The sequence below is a fragment of the Pseudofrankia asymbiotica genome (genome assembly GCF_001983105.1).
Classification (GTDB): Bacteria; Actinomycetota; Actinomycetes; order Frankiales; family Frankiaceae; genus Pseudofrankia; species Pseudofrankia asymbiotica.
Window position 1 is genome coordinate 111,434 of the sequence record NZ_MOMC01000017.1, and the last position, 16,581, is coordinate 128,014.

General features: G+C 73.1%; 16 protein-coding genes. 15 read left to right on the forward strand and 1 reads right to left on the reverse strand.

Annotated elements, in window-relative coordinates; all coding sequences use genetic code 11:
- Positions 1 to 535: 535 nt before the first annotated feature.
- The 14 genes from ffh to BL253_RS10350 all read left to right on the forward strand — a co-directional run bounded on the left by ffh (position 536) and on the right by BL253_RS10350 (position 13,971).
- A complete protein-coding gene (gene ffh / locus BL253_RS10285; protein WP_076815825.1) occupies positions 536 to 2,107 on the forward strand; it encodes a signal recognition particle protein in 1,572 nt (523 codons plus the stop codon).
- Positions 2,108 to 2,460: 353 nt separating this feature from the next.
- A complete protein-coding gene (gene rpsP / locus BL253_RS10290) occupies positions 2,461 to 2,886 on the forward strand; it encodes a 30S ribosomal protein S16 (RefSeq protein ID WP_076815826.1) in 426 nt (141 codons plus the stop codon).
- Positions 2,887 to 3,120 carry an RNA-binding protein gene (locus BL253_RS10295; protein WP_076815828.1) on the forward strand — a complete coding sequence of 78 codons (234 nt, stop codon included), beginning with the start codon at positions 2,887 to 2,889 and terminating at the stop codon, positions 3,118 to 3,120.
- A gap of 189 nt (positions 3,121 to 3,309) precedes the next feature.
- A complete protein-coding gene (gene rimM / locus BL253_RS10300; protein WP_076815830.1) occupies positions 3,310 to 3,846 on the forward strand; it encodes a ribosome maturation factor RimM in 537 nt (178 codons plus the stop codon).
- Positions 3,847 to 4,001: 155 nt separating this feature from the next.
- Positions 4,002 to 4,883: a tRNA (guanosine(37)-N1)-methyltransferase TrmD gene (gene trmD, locus BL253_RS10305; RefSeq protein ID WP_241834682.1), complete on the forward strand. Its 882-nt coding sequence runs from the start codon at positions 4,002 to 4,004 to the stop codon at positions 4,881 to 4,883.
- Positions 4,884 to 5,239: 356 nt separating this feature from the next.
- On the forward strand, positions 5,240 to 5,581 hold the full coding sequence (gene rplS, locus BL253_RS10310; RefSeq protein WP_076815832.1) for a 50S ribosomal protein L19: 342 nt from the start codon (positions 5,240 to 5,242) through the stop codon (positions 5,579 to 5,581).
- A gap of 617 nt (positions 5,582 to 6,198) precedes the next feature.
- Positions 6,199 to 7,392, forward strand: a complete 1,194-nt coding sequence (lepB, locus tag BL253_RS10315) for a signal peptidase I (protein WP_076815834.1) — start codon at positions 6,199 to 6,201, stop codon at positions 7,390 to 7,392.
- On the forward strand, positions 7,389 to 8,108 hold the full coding sequence (locus BL253_RS10320; RefSeq protein WP_076815993.1) for a ribonuclease HII: 720 nt from the start codon (positions 7,389 to 7,391) through the stop codon (positions 8,106 to 8,108). The genes lepB and BL253_RS10320 overlap by 4 nt, the downstream gene beginning before the upstream one ends.
- Positions 8,105 to 8,401 carry a DUF2469 domain-containing protein gene (locus tag BL253_RS10325; RefSeq protein WP_007516692.1) on the forward strand — a complete coding sequence of 99 codons (297 nt, stop codon included), beginning with the start codon at positions 8,105 to 8,107 and terminating at the stop codon, positions 8,399 to 8,401. Before BL253_RS10320 ends, BL253_RS10325 begins: the two co-directional genes overlap by 4 nt.
- A gap of 334 nt (positions 8,402 to 8,735) precedes the next feature.
- Entirely contained in the window at positions 8,736 to 9,128 is a 393-nt protein-coding gene (locus BL253_RS10330; RefSeq protein ID WP_076815836.1) for a YraN family protein, read from the forward strand.
- A complete protein-coding gene (locus tag BL253_RS10335) occupies positions 9,128 to 10,810 on the forward strand; it encodes a YifB family Mg chelatase-like AAA ATPase (protein ID WP_076815838.1) in 1,683 nt (560 codons plus the stop codon). Before BL253_RS10330 ends, BL253_RS10335 begins: the two co-directional genes overlap by 1 nt.
- Complete coding sequence (dprA, locus tag BL253_RS10340; RefSeq protein ID WP_081438192.1) at positions 10,807 to 12,150, forward strand: DNA-processing protein DprA; 1,344 nt, start codon at positions 10,807 to 10,809, stop codon at positions 12,148 to 12,150. Before BL253_RS10335 ends, dprA begins: the two co-directional genes overlap by 4 nt.
- Entirely contained in the window at positions 12,147 to 12,716 is a 570-nt protein-coding gene (locus BL253_RS10345) for a hypothetical protein (protein ID WP_076815840.1), read from the forward strand. Before dprA ends, BL253_RS10345 begins: the two co-directional genes overlap by 4 nt.
- 190 nt (positions 12,717 to 12,906) lie before the next feature.
- Positions 12,907 to 13,971 carry a tyrosine recombinase XerC gene (locus tag BL253_RS10350; RefSeq protein WP_076815842.1) on the forward strand — a complete coding sequence of 355 codons (1,065 nt, stop codon included), beginning with the start codon at positions 12,907 to 12,909 and terminating at the stop codon, positions 13,969 to 13,971.
- Between the two features lie 54 nt (positions 13,972 to 14,025).
- Here BL253_RS10350 and BL253_RS10355 read toward each other — a convergent pair whose 3' ends face one another.
- A complete protein-coding gene (locus BL253_RS10355; RefSeq protein ID WP_076815843.1) occupies positions 14,026 to 14,712 on the reverse strand; it encodes a murein hydrolase activator EnvC family protein in 687 nt (228 codons plus the stop codon).
- 618 nt (positions 14,713 to 15,330) lie between these two features.
- On the opposite strand from BL253_RS10355, the gene rpsB reads away from it, so the two are divergent.
- Positions 15,331 to 16,266 carry a 30S ribosomal protein S2 gene (gene rpsB / locus BL253_RS10360; protein WP_076815845.1) on the forward strand — a complete coding sequence of 312 codons (936 nt, stop codon included), beginning with the start codon at positions 15,331 to 15,333 and terminating at the stop codon, positions 16,264 to 16,266.
- The last annotated feature ends 315 nt before the right edge of the window (positions 16,267 to 16,581 follow it).

The window sequence follows — 16,581 nt, forward strand, 5'->3', positions numbered from 1 at the left end:
ATGGCCGGGAAGTTTGATGTGGCCTGAGACACACCAAATTGCCTCCGGGTCTTTATTTCGGCACCGGACTCGATCTAGCATCCTCGGGCGGTCTTCTTTGGCCCGCTGACCGCGCCACGCACGTCCGCGAGGATCCCCACTGGCGAGGTCCGGCCGGGGAAACCAGCGTCCGGCGAGGTGTCCCGCCCTCCTCAACGGAGAGGGCGGACCCGGTTGGCGGTCATCGCCTGCCCGAGTCCGTGCGGCATGCCTCGCCGGACCGGCTGACGCCACGCGCCCTCACACGTGGTTCCGGGGGCGAGGCCCAGGGCGATGCGACGCCGTTTGGGTTCACCCTTGGGGCGAGGCCCGGTCTGGATGCGTACCCTAGGAGTGTCCGTTCCAATGCTGCCCGGGGCGTGGTAAGCGGCTCTTCCGCGGAGTCGCGTTCGCCCGATGTGGTGGCGGCCGGCGGCTCGTCGGGGTGGTCGGGCCGGCCGGTGGCCGCGCGGACGGGCCCCCTCCCACCACAGGCCAGCGATCCCGGAGAGTGCGCGTGTTCGACACCCTGTCCAGCCGGCTCGACACGGTCTTCAAGTCGCTGCGCGGCCGGGGTCGGCTGTCCGAGGCGGACATCGACGCCACCGCGCGGGAGATCCGGGTCGCGCTTCTTGAGGCCGACGTCGCGCTGCCTGTCGTCCGCGCGTTCGTCGCGGCGCTCAAGGAACGTGCCCGCGGTGTCGCGGTCAGCCAGGCGCTGAACCCGGCCCAGCAGGTCATCAAGATCGTCAATGAGGAGCTCGTCGGTATCCTCGGCGGCGACACCACGACGCTGCGGCTGGCCAAGACGCCGCCGACGGTGATCCTGCTCGCCGGTCTGCAGGGCACCGGAAAGACGACGCTCGCCGGCAAGCTTGGCATGTGGCTGAAGAAGCAGGGGCACACGCCGCTGCTGGTGGCCGCCGACCTGCAGCGCCCGAACGCGGTGAACCAGCTGCAGGTCGTCGGGTCGAGGGCCGGCGTCGAGGTGTTCGCCCCCGAGCCGGGCAACGGTGTCGGTGACCCGGTCGCGGTCGCCCGTGACGCCATCGCCTACGCCCGCCGTCAGGTCCACGACGTGGTCGTCGTCGACACCGCCGGCCGTCTCGGCATCGACGAGCAGATGATGCGGCAGGCCGCCGACATCCGCGACGCCGTCGACCCGGACGAGATCCTCTTCGTCGTCGACGCGATGGTCGGCCAGGACGCCGTCACCACGGCGCTGGCGTTCCTCGACGGTGTCGGCTTCAGCGGTGTCGTGCTCACGAAGCTCGACGGTGATGYCCGCGGCGGCGCCGCACTGTCGGTCGCGCACGTCACCGGCCGGCCGATCATGTTCGCGTCCACCGGTGAGGCGCTCGCGGACTTCGACGTCTTCCACCCGGAGCGGATGGCGTCGCGCATCCTCGGCATGGGTGACGTCCTCACGCTGATCGAGCAGGCCGAGCAGGCCTTCGATCAGCAAGAKGCCGAGGACATGGCGCGGAAGATGGCCGCGTCGGAGTTCACCCTCGAGGACTTCCTCGACCAGATGCTGGCCGTCCGCAAGCTGGGCCCGATCGGCAACCTGCTCGGAATGCTGCCCGGCATGGGCCAGATGAAGGATCAGCTTTCCCAGATCGACGATCGGGACGTCGACCGGGTTGTCGCGATCATCCGGTCGATGACGCCGGGCGAGCGACACGACCCGAGCATCCTGCAGAAGAGCCGCAAGGAGCGGGTGGCCAGGGGCTCCGGAGTCACCGTCACCGAGGTCAACCAGTTGTTGGACCGGTTCGGCGAGGCGCGCAAGATGATGCGCCAACTGGCGAACGGCGCCGGCATCCCGGGAATGGGGCGGGGGAAGGCGGCGCAGGCTCGTAAGGCGCCGAAGAAGGGCAAGGGCGCGAGCAAGAAGGGCAACCCGGCGGCACGCGCCGCACAGGCGGCCCAGGCCAAGTCCAAGCAGGCCGGTGGCGGTCGCGCGGGTGGGCCCCCCGGTGTCGACGGACTGCCGGGCGGCATGCCCCCCGCGGGGGTCGGAGACGTCGACCTGTCCGCGCTGCTCAAGCCCGGTGCCTTCAACCAGCCCGGGCGCCGCGGCCGTTAGACCGTCAGGGCGGCGGGGCATCGGGGCGCCAGGCCGTCGGGGCAGCCGTGCCGGGGCCGCGGCTCGGGGTGGGGCGTCCGGCCCGGCATACGCTGTCAGGGATCGGTCCGTATCGTCGGGCCACATCCGCGGGGTCGGGAAGCCGGCCGAGTCGGCTGAGTCGGTCGTGACGGGTGGCGGACGTCCGGCCGCGAAGACGATCTGGCAGAATGTGGGGGCGCACGAGCCCACGCCCGTCAGCGTCGACGTGACGGGCTGGCCGGGCCAGTACGCAGACTTCGGGGGAGGACCGTCCCCCCACCCCGGCGCCGCGTCTCCGCGTGGCCCTCAAGCAATGGAGCTTCTCAACAACCGTGGCAACCAAGATCAAGCTGCAGCGCACCGGCAAGATGCGCGAGCCGCACTACCGCATTGTCGTCGCCGACGCCCGCACCAAGCGGGACGGCCGGGTCATCGAGGCCATCGGCCAGTACCACCCGAAGGACGACCCCAGCACCATCATCGTGGACGGCGAGCGGGCCGCCCACTGGCTGTCTGTCGGCGCGCAGCCGACCGACCCGGTGCTCGTCCTGCTCAAGGTCACCGGTGACTGGCAGAAGTTCAAGGGCCTGCCGGCGCCCGAGCCGATGAAGGTCGCGGCCCCCAAGGCCGACCGGCGCGAGGTCTTCCAGGCCGCGGCGCGCGAGGCCGCCGGTCTCGAGGAGAAGCCGGCCACCACGCCGAAGAAGAAGAGCAAGCCCGCCGCCGAAGGCGACGAGACGCCGGCCGCGGGGCAGTAGGTGCTCGAATCGGCGCTCGAACATCTCGTTCGAGGGATCGTCGACCACCCGGAGGACGTCCGAGTGGACCTGCTGTCGAACCGACGCGGCCGCACCCTGGAGGTTCGGGTGCATCCCGAGGATCTCGGGAAAGTGATCGGTCGGCGTGGCCGGACCGCCAAGGCGTTGCGTACCGTCATGACCGGCGTCGGCGGCCGCGGGCTGCGTGTCGACGTCGTCGACGTCGACCGGTGAGGTGGGCGGTGAGCCTTGCTCACCGCGGGCGATCCCTCGTGGCTCCTCCCAGACCGGCGACCGGGCTCCTGCCGGGTCGGCGAGCTGGCGGGTCAGCGGCCTGGGAGGCCCGCCGGGAGGTCCGGATCCGCATGGGCGGGCCGGCGGGGAAGACGCTTCGGCCAGCGCGGGTAGGCCTGTGGGCCGGCCATGGGTGACGCGATCGTCGTGGGACGGATCGGGAAGGCGCACGGTGTCCGCGGCGACGTGACCATCGACGTCCGGACCGACGTGCCCGAGCGGCGGTTCGCCGTTGGCGCCCGGCTGGACCGGTCCAGTGATGGGCCGGACCTGGTGATCGCCGAGTCGCGCTGGCACTCCGGGCGGCTGCTCCTGCGCTTCGAGGGGGTGGCCGACCGAACCGCGGCCGAGGCACTGCGTGGGACTGTGCTCACGATCGACGCGGATCAGGCGGGCGACGCGGCGGACCCGGACGAGCCGGACGATGACGGCGAGTTCTGGTGGGACCGTGACCTGGTCGGCCTGCGGGCCGTCGCGCCGGACGGGAGCCCGCTCGGCGAGGTGACCGACATCGTGCACACCGCGGCCGGCGAGCTGCTGGCGATCGGCAAGCCTGGCGGCGGCGAGCATCTCGTGCCGTTCGTCCACGAGATCGTCCCCACCGTCGACCGGGCCGGCGGCCGGATTGTCGTGGACGCCCCGCCTGGCCTGCTGGATCTCGGCTGAGGCTAGGCCGCGTGGCCGGGGCTCCCCGGCGTGGCCGGGGCACCGCGTAGCCGCGGGCTCTCCGCGTGGTTCGACGCCCTCCGGAGGCGTGAAGGAAGAGCATCCTCACAGTCCTCCTTCGGCCCGGTCACTGGTGGGAAGGAGGGACACCCGGCATGCGGGTGGACGTGCTGACGATCTTCCCGGCCTACCTGGACCCCCTGCGTCTCTCGCTGCTCGGCAAGGCTCGTGATCGCGGCGTGGTGGAGATCCACACCCGCGATCTGCGGGACTGGGCGACCGACCGGCACCGGACCGTCGACGACACGCCCTACGGCGGCGGGCCAGGCATGGTCATGCGCCCCGAGCCGTGGGACGCGGCGCTGCGCGCGGTCGCCGGCTCGGGCGGGCCCGCGCCGCGGCCGCGTGTGATCGTCCCGACTCCGGCCGGGCGTCCCTTCACCCAGGCCTACGCGGCCGAGCTGGCCGCCGAGCCCTGGCTGGTCTTCTGCTGCGGCAGATACGAGGGCATCGACGCGCGCATCGTCGATGCCTGGGCCGATGACGAGGTCTCCATCGGCGACTATGTGCTCTCCGGCGGAGAGGTCGCGACGCTCGTCATGCTCGAGGCGATCACCCGGCTCCTGCCGGGCGCCGTCGGCAACGCCGAATCGGTCACGGACGACTCGTTCGCGCACGGGTTGCTCGAGGGGCCGGTCTACACCCGCCCGCCCGAGTGGGCGGGGCATCGGGTCCCGGATGTGCTGCTTTCCGGCGACCACGGCGCGATCGCGCGGTGGCGGCGTGAACAGGCGTTGCGCCGGACCGCCCAGCGCCGCCCGGATCTGCTCACGTCGCTCGAGCTCGGCGACCGTGACCGGCTGGTCGTCGCCCGGGCTCTGGCGGAGGAGCCGCGTCCGCCAGCCGGCGTGGGCGGCGTGGCCGGCGTGGGCGGCGCCGGCGCGGAGCCGGCCGAACCGGACAAACCTCCCCGAACGGCGGTCGACGCCGCCCCACATGACACCGCCCCCGGCACCGAGGCCTCGCGGACCGAGTGATCGTGGTGGCCCGCCGCGATGCGTCGGGCCGGTCGTGTGGCACAGTAGGATGCAGTGTCCGCCGGTCCGTGGCCGGCTCGGCCAGGTCTCGGCGCCGACGATCTGACGCGTGCTCGACACAGCGCGCCAGGTTCCGGCCCAGTCGGTGCCCGGCCTTGATGATCGTGACGAGTTCGCCGCCTCGGGCGCGGCTCGCCGCGAGGACCCTCGGCGTTCCTCCCGGGTCGGCGAAGCCGATCTGAGAGGTCCGGGCCAGCTCCTGGCCCGGCGTCGGGCCCGCCGGTCGGCACCGACCGGTGTCACCACGGACCAAGCGATGCCTAGGACCAACTGCCACCACTGAGGAAGCGACTGCTATGCAAACCCTGGACAGCCTCGACGCCGAGTCGCTGAGGACCGACGTGCCCGAGTTCCGGCCGGGGGACACCCTCAAGGTCCACGTGCGCGTGGTCGAGGGAAGCCGCCAGCGCATCCAGGTCTTCCAGGGCGCCGTGGTCCGCCGGCAGGGCGATGGACTGCGGGAGACGTTCACCGTCCGCAAGGTCAGCTTCGGCGTCGGCGTGGAGCGCACCTTCCCGGTGCACAGCCCGATCGTCTCGAAGATCGAGATCGTGACCCGCGGCGACGTCCGCCGGGCCAAGCTGTACTACCTGCGCGACCTGCGCGGCAAGGCCGCCAAGATCAAGGAAAAGCGGTAAGGCTCGCTGTCGCGAAACGCGGAGCGTTTCGCCACAAGCCCGCCGGCGGGCGTCGAGCCTGACCTCCAGACCGTTGACCTGCCGGATTGGCTTCGCCAATCCGGCAGGGACTCGGACTCCACCGATCCGGCCGGGTCCCGTCACCTGTCCGGGTGGAACCCAGGGCGGGCAGCGCTGAGCGCGCGGCCTGGGTTGAGCGCGCGGCCTGAGTAGAGGTGGACGCGCGAGTAGAGGTGGACGCGCGGAAGGTGTCCGGCCAGCGCCTTCCGCGAGCGGATCCCGGGCGCGGGACGTCTCCCGCCCGGATGCCCCGCGCCGGCCCGGACGCCGGTGCTCTGTCGCACCCAGGTCCTGGACCACGTCACCTGCTCCAGGACCGGACGATTCCGAACAACATCCGCCCATGCTCGGCGTGGCGGAGATGGGTGCGCGCGGGCGTGCTCCGGGTGGATGGACGAAGATAGACGGGTCGTGACCGGGCGCCGGCAGCCGAGGACAACGGCTGCCGCGCTCGGGAACTCGAAGACCCCGGCTGGTCGACATCGTGTGGTCACGGGCCCGCCTGGCGCGGCGCCGGGGTCCCGGCCCCGCCGAGGATCACAACGTGAGGTGGCGTAGTGAGCTCGTCCGAGCAGGGCACTCCGGACCCGGCCGACATCGGAGGCGCGTTGCCTGCTGGGGCCGGCCTGGGCTCCGGATGGTCGCCGGCCAGCGGGTCACGGCCCGCGCGCGGGCCCTCGCCGGCCGCGGGCCACCCGGCCGCGGACCACGGTGCCTGGGACGACGACGGCCTCGAGCCGGCGGCCACTGACGCTGAGGCTGACGCTGACGTCGAGAGCGGCCGCGACGCCGACGAGCCCGATGAGTCCGCCAGGCCCACGACTCGTCTGGGCCGACGGGTACGGGCGGGCGGGCGGGCGCGTCGCGGGCGCGGCGAGCGCGAGGACGGCCGCGGCTCGTTCCTGCGCGAGCTGCCTGTTCTCGTGCTCATCGCCTTCGTGCTGGCGCTGCTCATCAAGGCGCTGCTCGTGCAGGCCTTCTGGATCCCGTCGGAGTCGATGGAGCGGACGCTGCTCATCAACGACCGGGTGCTGGTGAACAAGGTCGTCTACCACTTCCGCGACGTCCACCGCGGCGACATCGTCGTGTTCAACGGGGACGGGACCGGTTTCCAGAGCCACGAGTCGGTGATCGCCCCGCCGAGCAACGGGTTCAGCCGGTTCGTCCGCGGCACCCAGAACCTGCTCGGTCTGGGCGCGCCCAGCGACAAGGACTTCATCAAACGGGTCATCGGCGTCGGCGGCGACACCGTGAGCTGCTGCGACAGCGACGGCCGGATCATGGTCAACGGCAAGGCGCTCGACGAGCCGTATGTCTTCGAGAACGACTTCCAGCCCTTCGCTCCGGTGAAGGTGCCCGATGGCCGGCTGTGGGTGATGGGCGATCACCGCGGCGCCTCGTCGGACTCGCGCGCGAACGGGACGATCCCGACCAGTGCCGTCGTCGGCCGCGCCTTCGTGCGTGTCTGGCCGCTCAACCGGTTCGGTTTCCTCACCGTTCCCGGTACCTTCCATGGCATTCCGGCGGCCAGCTCGGCGCGTCCCGTCACGGGTGCCTCCGCTCCCGATATCCGGGGAGATGCGTCGCTGCCGGTCGGAACGCCCGCTTCGGTGCCTCTCATCGGCGTGCTCGCACTCGCCGTTCATGCCGGCGGCGGCCGACGAGGACTGCCGCCGGGCCGCGGGCGAGGCCGCGGGCGGGCCTCGTGCCGCGACGGACGACGTCGGGCGCGGTGGCGGCGTTCGCGATGAGGCCTCCAGGCGTCGTCATCCGGCGCGACAGCGGTCTGTTCGGCTACGAGCGAGCGCTCGCGCGTCGCGGTCTTGGCCCGGTGGCCGGTGTCGACGAGGCGGGCCGTGGCGCCTGCGCCGGTCCGCTGGTGGTGGCGGCCGTCATCCTTGATCCACGCAGGACCGGGCGCCTCAGCGCCCTCGCCGACTCCAAGCTGCTGACCGAGCGGGTCAGGGAGCGCGTCTATGACGACGTGGTGGCCGTTGCGTCGGCGTGGTCCGTGGTCGTGATCCCCGCGGCCGACGTCGATCGGTACGGGTTACACGTCATGAACATCGCCGGGATGCGTCGCGCCGTGGCGCGCCTCGCGGTGCGGCCGGGATATGTGCTCGTCGACGGGTTCCCGGTGCCGGGGATCGACGCGCCGTCGCTCGCGGTGCGCAAGGGCGACCGGGTCGCGGGCTGTGTCGCGGCCGCCTCCGTGATCGCCAAGGTCACTCGGGACCGGATCATGTGCCAGCTGCACGAGCGCTATGGCGAGTACGATTTCGCGCAGCACAAGGGATACGTCACCGCCGCGCACACCGCGGCCCTGGCGCTGCACGGGCCGTGCGAGGAGCACCGCCTGTCGTATGTCAATGTCCAGTCCCTGGTCGCGCAGGGTGGGGACTTTCGATCGGTGCGGCTGGAGGAGACCGTGGCAGTGGCCGRCCGGCAGGACACGGAGACCGTATGAGCGCCGAGGACCTCGAGAAGTACGAGACCGAGATGGAGCTGCAGCTCTATCGGGAGTATCGGGACGTGGTCGGGCTCTTCTCGTACGTCATCGAGACCGAGCGCCGCTTCTACCTCGCCAACGAGTACAAGATCGACGTCCGGAACACCTCGGACGGGGAGGTCTTCTTCGAGTTGACGCTGCGKGACGCCTGGGTGTGGGACATGTTCCGCCCAGCGCGTTTCGTGAAGAACGTCCGTGTTGTCACGTTCAAGGACGTCAACGTCGAGGAGCTCACGAAGGCGGAGCTGTAGCGCGGAGGTCGGATTCCGTACTCACGGTCTCTCGTCGCGCCCGGCCTGACATGACGGCTCTGTGCGGCTGCTGTCTCGCGCCGCGCGCCGGGTTCGGTTGGGCCGTCGCCGGCGGGAGCCCAACCGCCTGACCCGTTCTCCCGCCACCCCTGTGGACGGCGGACCGTTGTCCACAGGAGCGTCGAGCGGCCTCGACGCGGTGCCGCCGGGCTCGCACGCTGATCCCGCTGGCGGCAGCAGCCGCCGTGGGTGGCCCACCGTTCTGGCGACAGCCAGGGCGACGCCGCTCGGTGAAGCCGGTCGTGGACGGCCGGCGGACGGCGGGGGTCCGGCAGTGACATCCAGGCCAAGAACGAGCCACCGGGCCAAGGACGTGCTCGGTCGGTTCGGTGAGGAGCTGGCCGCGCGCCACCTCGTCAAGGGCGGCGCCGAGATCCTCGACCGGAACTGGCGGTGCCGCGAGGGCGAGCTGGACATCGTCGCCCGCGAGGCGGGCACGCTGGTGTTCTGCGAGGTCAAGACGCGCTCCGGGACGCGGTTCGGCACGCCGGCGGAGGCCGTCGTGGGCCGCAAGGCCGCCCGGGTGCGCCTGCTGGCCGTGCGCTGGCTCGCGGAGCACCCGCGCGTGCGCGGCCCGGTGCGATTCGACCTGCTGGCGGTCAGCCGTGACCCGATACCGGGCGAGCCCGAGGCGATGCGCGTCGAGCACCGGCGCGGGGCCTTCTGATGGCCCTGGCTCGGACCCTCGCCGTCGCGGTCGTCGGCGTCGAGGGCCACCTGGTGGAGGTGGAGGCACACCTGTCCGGCGGCCTGCCCGGCCTCGCGCTGATCGGGCTGCCCGACGCGGCACTGGCCGAGGCCCGCGACAGAGTCCGCGCCGCGGTCCTCAACTCCGGGCAGAAATGGCCTGACGAGCGGATCACCGTCGGGCTGTTCCCGGCGACGCTGCCGAAGTCAGGCAGCTCCTTCGACCTGGCGGTGGCACTCGCGATCCTCGCCGCCGCGGGTGTCGTCCCGTTGCCCGACCCCCGCCGACGGGTGATGCTCGGCGAGCTCGCGCTGGACGGGCGGCTGCGCCCGGTGCGCGGCGTGCTGCCGGCGGTGCTGGCCGCCGTGGACGCGGGCGTGAGCAGGGTGGTCGTCCCGGCGCGCAATGCCGCCGAGGCGGCGCTCGTGCCCGGCGCCGAGGTCGAGCCGGTCCCTGACCTGCGCAGCGCGATCGGCCTGCTGCGCGGTCAGTACGAGCCCGAGCCGGCTCCGGCCACGGTGGGCGGAACCGCGAGCCTCCTGGCGGGCCTCCCGGATCGGCTTGCGGACCTCCGGGATCACGACCTCCCAGATCGGCTTCGCCGATCCGGCAGGGACCCCGTACGCAAGCTCCGTCGATCCGGCGGGAACCCCGGATTCGGCGGGAACCCCGGCCGCGCGCGGCCGGACGAGACGGATCTCGACCTCGCCGACGTCGCCGGGCAGAGCCGCGGCCGGCTCGCGGTCGAGGTCGCCGCGGCCGGCGGCCATCACCTGTACATGCAGGGGCCGCCGGGCGGCGGCAAGACGATGCTGGCCGAACGGCTCCCAGGGCTTCTGCCCGACCTGGACCTCGAGGCGGCCATCGAGGTGACGGCCGTGCACTCGGTGGCCGGCGTCCTGCCCTCCGACACGCCGCTGGTCAGCCGCCCGCCGTACCGCAGCCCGCACCACAGCGCGACGCCGGCGGCGCTGGTCGGCGCCGGCACCACCGTGATCCGCCCAGGGCTCGCCTGTCAGGCACACCGGGGCGTGCTGTTTCTGGACGAGGCTCCCGAGTTCGGGAGGACCGCGCTCGACGCGCTGCGGCAGCCGTTGGAAAGCGGCATGATCGAGATCGCCAGGGCGCGGATGACCACCCGGTTCCCCGCCCGGTTCCTGCTCGTGCTGGCGGCCAACCCGTGCCCGTGTGCCAAGGCCGGCGTCAGGGGCGAGAACGCCTGCGAGTGCCCCAGCATGGTCCGGCGCCGCTACCAGGCGCGGCTGTCCGGCCCTCTGCTCGACCGGATCGACCTGCAGGTGGAGCTCGGATCGCCCAGCCGGGCCGAGTTGCGGGCCGACGTCGGCTCGGCCGAGTCCAGCGCGCTGGTCGCCGAGCGGGTCGCCCAGGCGCGGGCAGCCATGGCCGCGCGGTTGCACGGCATGCCGTGGCGGACCAACGCGGAGGTACCCGGCGCGACATTGCGGCGTCTCTGGCCGCTGTCGCCGTCGGTCACGTTCGCCGCCGACCGGGCCTACGAGACCGGGTCGCTCACCGCCCGCGGTCTCGACCGGGTGCTGCGGGTCGCCTGGACGCTGGCCGACCTGCGCGGCCTGGACCGGCCTGGCGGGACCGAGCTCGGCCTCGCGTTGAGCCTGCGCATCCCCGGGCGGGAAGCATGAACGCGTCATCCGTTCCCACCGGGCGGACTGGACTGGTTGGCCCGGGCCCCGGCGGCGCTCTGGACGGCGAGGACTCGGCGGACCGGCTCGCGCGGGCGGCACTCTCGCATCTCGTCGGGTACGGCAACGCGAGTCTGGCGGTTCTGCTGCGCACCGTCGGCCCCGCCGAGGCCTGGGCCCAGATCCGCGCCGAGCATCCGGACATCGAGCCGCGCCATGACCTGGACCGGCTGCGTCAGCTCGGTGGATGGCTGATCTGTCCCGGTGACCCGGGCTGGCCCTCGGGCCTTGAGAGCCTCGGCAGGGCGGCGGAGCGGGGCGAGCCGGAGTACGGCACGCCGCTCGCGCTGTGGGTCCTGGGCGAAGCTGGCGCCGCGCGGAAGGTTCTCACGGAGGGCGACCAGCGCGGCGTCGCGGTGGTAGGCAGCCGGGCGGCGACCGCCTACGGGCAGCACGTCGCGAGCGAGCTGGCATGCGCGCTCGTCGAACGGGACTGGATGGTCGTCTCGGGCGCGGCGTTCGGGATCGACGCCGCCGCGCACCGCGGCGCTCTCGCCGGCGGCGGAATGACGGCGGCTGTGCTCGCGTGCGGCGTCGACATCCCCTACCCGGCCGCGCACGCGCGACTGCTGGACGAGATCCGTGCCCACGGGCTGCTGGTCAGCGAGGTGCCGCTGGGCAGCCCGCCGCTGCGCCGGCGTTTCCTGATCCGCAACCGGCTCATAGCCGCGCTCACCAGAGGCACCGTGTTGGTCGAGGCGGGTGTGCGCAGCGGTGCGCTCAGCACCGCGCGGCATGCCCGCCGGCTGGGCCGCGGGCTCATGGTCGTGCCCGGCCCGGTGACGAGCGCGATGTCGGCCGGCTGCCATCGGCTGCTGCGTGACCACCGCGAGGACTGTGCGCTGGTCACCGACGCGCGCGACGTCGAGGAGGAGATCGGGCCGGTTGGTCTCGCCGGCGGCCCCGCGGGCGCCCCCACCAGCCCACGCGACGATCTGCCCGCGGCGGTGCGTGCCCTGCTGGAGGCGATGCCGACGCGCCGCGTCGCCGGCGTCGCGGTGCTGGCGCGGCGAATCGGCCGGGAGGCCAACGAGGTGCTCGCCATGCTCGGCCCGCTCGAGCTGGAAGGACTCGTCGAGTCCACGCCGGACGGCTACCGGCTGACCGCGCTCGGACGCGGTCCGGACGAGCCCCGACCGACCCGGCCCTGGCCGGCCCAGCGCCGCCCCACGGCATCCGACCCGGCTGGCTCGGCCCCGACCGGCACGTCCCACGTCGGCACGCCCGACGCCGATGCGGACGATGACGCCTTGTTCCCGATGCGGGAGGTAAACCCATGACCCCGAACAGTCAGCTCGCCGGACTGCGCGCCGCCCTGCGGCTTGTCCAGCGCGACCTCGACAGCCATCCGGGTGGCGGTCCCGCCATCGGCACCGACGACGACGGGACCGATGGCGTCGACCTGGATGGCGACAGCCTGGGCGAGGCCACCGGACTCGCCGTCGCGGGGAGTGGCCGGTTCCAGCTGGTCGGCACCGAGCAGGGGTTCTTCGTGGCGCTGCCGGACGGACGGTTCTGGCCGGCGGGCGCCGGGCCGTTGCCCCTCGGCGCCGAGGGGGACGAGGCCGTCCTCGCCGTCGCCCTGGGCGTGCAGGAGTGCTTCGGGGAGATCCTCTGGCATGCCTGGCCGCACTGCCCACGGCACGGCACGACGCTTCGCGCCGAAGCCCGGGACCCGGCCGACGAGGTGATCTGGCGCTGTGACGCGGACGAGGGCCACGACGTAGCCCCTGTCGGACACCTCGCGGCCGCGGCCTCGCGTCCCTCCTCGACTCCCAGCCAGACCCTGGCCGCCTCTTCCTCCGCCGTGCAGCCTGACCCCGAGACAGTCCGACCGGCCGTCTGACGGCTGTCGCCGTGCCGCACGACTGTCGTCGATGGGCGGAGGGGTAGGCGAAGGCGTGTACGGCGGCTGGGTGCCGGACGCGTGATCAAGCTGGCGTGACGTGACCGMTGTGAGGTGATGAAGTGGCGGCATGCGACCGACGGAGGCTTCTGGACCGGGTGGTGCTGGGGAACCCGGCTGGGACCGGGCGGTGGCCGCCTTCGTGGACCACCTGGTCGGGGAGCTGAACCGGTCACCGCAGACCGTGCGCGCTTACCGGGCGGATCTCGCGAGCCTGCGGGCGCATGCCATCAGGCTGGGAAGGCCGGAGCTCACAGCGCTCGACCTGGCCGTGCTGCGGGGCTGGCTCGCGAGTCTGCGCGCGGACGGCGCCGCGCCGGCCACCGTCGCGCGCCGGGCGTCGGTCGCGCGGGCGTTCTCCGCGTTCGCGGCGCGGCGCGGCCATCTGCCGGAGGATGTCGCGGCCCGGCTGGCCGGCGTGCGCGCGCCGAGGCGGATCCCACGAGTGCTCACCGTGGAGCAGGCACGCACCCTGCTCCACGGGTCGCCGCCGGGTGCCTCCCCGTCGGCGGACGGGGCCGGTTCTGAGACGCGGGACAGCGACAGCGGCCCACCGGCCGGCGGCCGGGAGGTCGGCGATCCGGGGGGTCCGTTGGCTGGTGCGCTGCGGATGCGCGACGACGCGGTGCTCGAACTGCTCTACGCCACCGGCGTGCGCGTGTCGGAGCTGTGCGGACTCGACCTCGACGATGTCGACCATGAGCGGCGCCTGCTGAGGGTCACTGGCAAGGGCGACCGGCAACGCGCCGTTCCTTATGGCCTTCCGGCGGCCCGCGCGCTCGCGGGCTGGTTGCGTTCCGGCCGGCCCGAGCTCGTCCGAACGTCCTCGCGGGCGTCCCGGCCTGGCATGGCCGATCCGGCAAAGGGCTCCGGAGGCCCAAATATCCCGAGCACCTCAGGAACCCCGGCCGGGTCCGCCAGTGCCCTGCTGCTCGGGGCCCGTGGCGGCCGGCTGGACCCCAGGTCGGTGCGACGGATCCTGGCCGCCCGGCTCGCCGCGACCGGCGGCCCGGATGGCGTGACCCCGCACGGGCTGCGCCACTCGGCGGCCACCCACCTGCTCAACGGCGGCGCGGACCTGCGCTCGGTGCAGGAACTGCTCGGCCACGCCAGCCTCGCGACCACCCAGATCTATACCCATGTCACCCCAGAGCGGCTGCGTGCCGCCTTCCAGCAGGCCCATCCGCGCGCCTGATCCGCCCAGGGGCCTCGCGCGGCGCGACAGCGACCCCTTCTCGGCCGTTGACCGTCAGCCGGTTCCCGCCCCGAGACCGGCGACGAGGATCGGGTGGGGCACGGGGAGCAGCCGGGGCGGGTCGGGGAGCAGCAGCGCAAGCGGGCTGAGGTAAGCGGCGCCGCGCAGCAGACCCCAGTGCAGGCATGCGTCCTGAGAACAGCCGGCGTGGCCCGTGGTCAGCCGGCCGAGTGGCGTCCCGGCGGTCACCCGCTGGCCCACGCTGACGAGGACGTCCAGCGGCTCGTACGTGGTCCGCAGTTCGCCGTGGATCACCGTGACGACGCCTCGTCCCGCGAGGACGCCCGCGTAGCTCACGACCCCGTCCCCGGCCGCCCGCACCGTCGCTCCGGCTCGCCCGCGCAGGTCGATGCCGCGGTGCCCGGCGCCGTAGGGGGTGGCCGGGGGCTGGAATGGCCGGGCGACCGTCAGCGGACCGTCCAGCGGCGCCCGCCAGCTGGACGGCTCGRCCGGCACCGCTCGCCCCGGTGGGATGAGGCCGGAGCCCGGGGGAGTGCCGCCGGGGACGCTGGTCAGCCGAGGCGCCGCGGCGAGCCGCTCGGCCACGGCCGCTGGCCGGGACACGGCGACCTGGCTCGCGGTGGCGGGGCGAGGCCAACCGCCGAGCGCCAGGACGGCGGCCAGGAACGCGGCGGCGACGAGCGGCGGGATGCGCGGGTCGTGGCTCGGGGCGGGGGCCATGGGAACTCCTGCGGCTCGATGGGCCCTGGAGCGGCCGGGGACGGGAGGCGCGGTGTTGGAGGACCGGACCCCGCCCCCGGCCGCCGTGTGCCGGCCCGGGGGCGTCGTCGGCCGGCCCGGCACACGATGTGCGCCGCGAACCCGGCGCGCCAGTGCGAGCCCGGCGGCTGTGGACAACCCGGGTCCTGTGGGTAACCGCCGGGTAGTCGCCGTTCGGACGCCGCGCCGAGGATCTCCACGGGCGCGTCGACCCTTGTCCCGACCCGCCTGGCGGCCGGCGGCGCGGCGCCACGGCGGCGCCGAGCAGGCCCTCGGTCGGGCCGAGTATCATCAGCAGCGGAGCTCCGCAAGGAGCTCACTTCGCACGCCCGCTCCCGGCGGGCGCGGCAGGCCACGGTCGTCCTGTCGATGTCGTGTCTCGGCGTCGTCGGTCGATCATCGACGGCTCTCCGCGCCCCGTCACCACCCGGCCCTCAGCCGGCGTGGTCGGGAGGGCTTCCTCGGTCCGCCGCGTCGCGGCGGAAGGGGCCTATCGGGCGTCAGGGGTCGCCGGCGCCTGCCGCGACCGACAACCGAGACAATCCGGCCTTGCGTGCCGGACGGGAAGGAGCGGCGGTCATGGCCGTCGTCACGATGAGGCAGCTGCTCGAGAGCGGCGTGCACTTTGGGCACCAGACCAAGCGCTGGAACCCGAAGATGAAGCGCTACATCCTCACCGAGCGCAATGGCATCTACATCATCGACCTGCAGCAGACACTGTCCTACATCGACCGCGCCTACGACTTCGTCAAGGAGACGGTCGCGCACGGCGGAACGGTGCTGTTCATCGGCACCAAGAAGCAGGCGCAGGAGGCGGTCGAGGAGCAGGCCCGGCGGGTCGGGATGCYGTATGTCAAGGAGCGTTGGCTCGGCGGCATGCTGACCAACTTCTCCACGGTCTACAAGCGCCTGCAGCGGCTGAAGGAGCTCGAGGAGATCGAGCTGACTGGCGGCACCGAGGTGCGCACCAAGAAGGAACAGCTCGTCCTGAGTCGGGAGAAGACGAAGCTCGAGCGCACCCTTGGTGGTATTCGGGACATGTCCCGGGTGCCCAGCGCGGTCTGGATCGTCGACACCAAGAAGGAGCACATCGCCGTCGGGGAGGCGCGCAAGCTCAACATCCCCGTCGTCGCGATCCTGGACACCAACTGCGACCCGGACGAGGTCGACTACCCGATCCCGGGTAACGACGACGCGATCCGCAGCGCCGCGCTGCTCACCCGTGTGGTCGCGGACGCCGTCGGGGCCGGCCTGATGGCCCGCGCCGGCGCGAGCGCCAGCGACGCCAAGCCCGAGCAGCTCGCGGCCGACGAGCCGCTGGCCGAGTGGGAGCAGGAGGTCCTGCGCCGTGACGCCGAGGCCCCGGCGGCCGAGGCCCCCGCGGCTGAGGCCCCCGCGGCTGAGGCTCCGGCGACCGAGGCCGTGGCGGCTGAGGCTCCGACCGAGGCTCCGGTTGAGACGCCGGCCGAGGCTCCGGCCGAGGTCGCGCAGGACACCGTCGGTTCCTCGGTCTGAGGCTGACGCGGGCGGGATACCTCGCTTGTGTGGGGGCGCTGTCCCTGCCTGATCGGTGATACCGATGAGGCAGGGACAGCGGTCCGCGTGACCAGCGGATCGCGCGACAGGCGTTCGTGGCAGTTCTGATCGGTCGGTGTCGCACGCTGGGCGGGCTGTCTGTCCAACCAGGAGACAAAGCGGTGTGCCCTACTGGGTACGCCATGCGAGCCGCCTTACAGGCTCAAGGCGATCGAGGACCGACGCCCGCCAGCCCGTCGCGAGCGTCGGGAAGAGCGTGGCCCCGCGCCGGCTCCGCGGCTGCCTTGTGCCAGC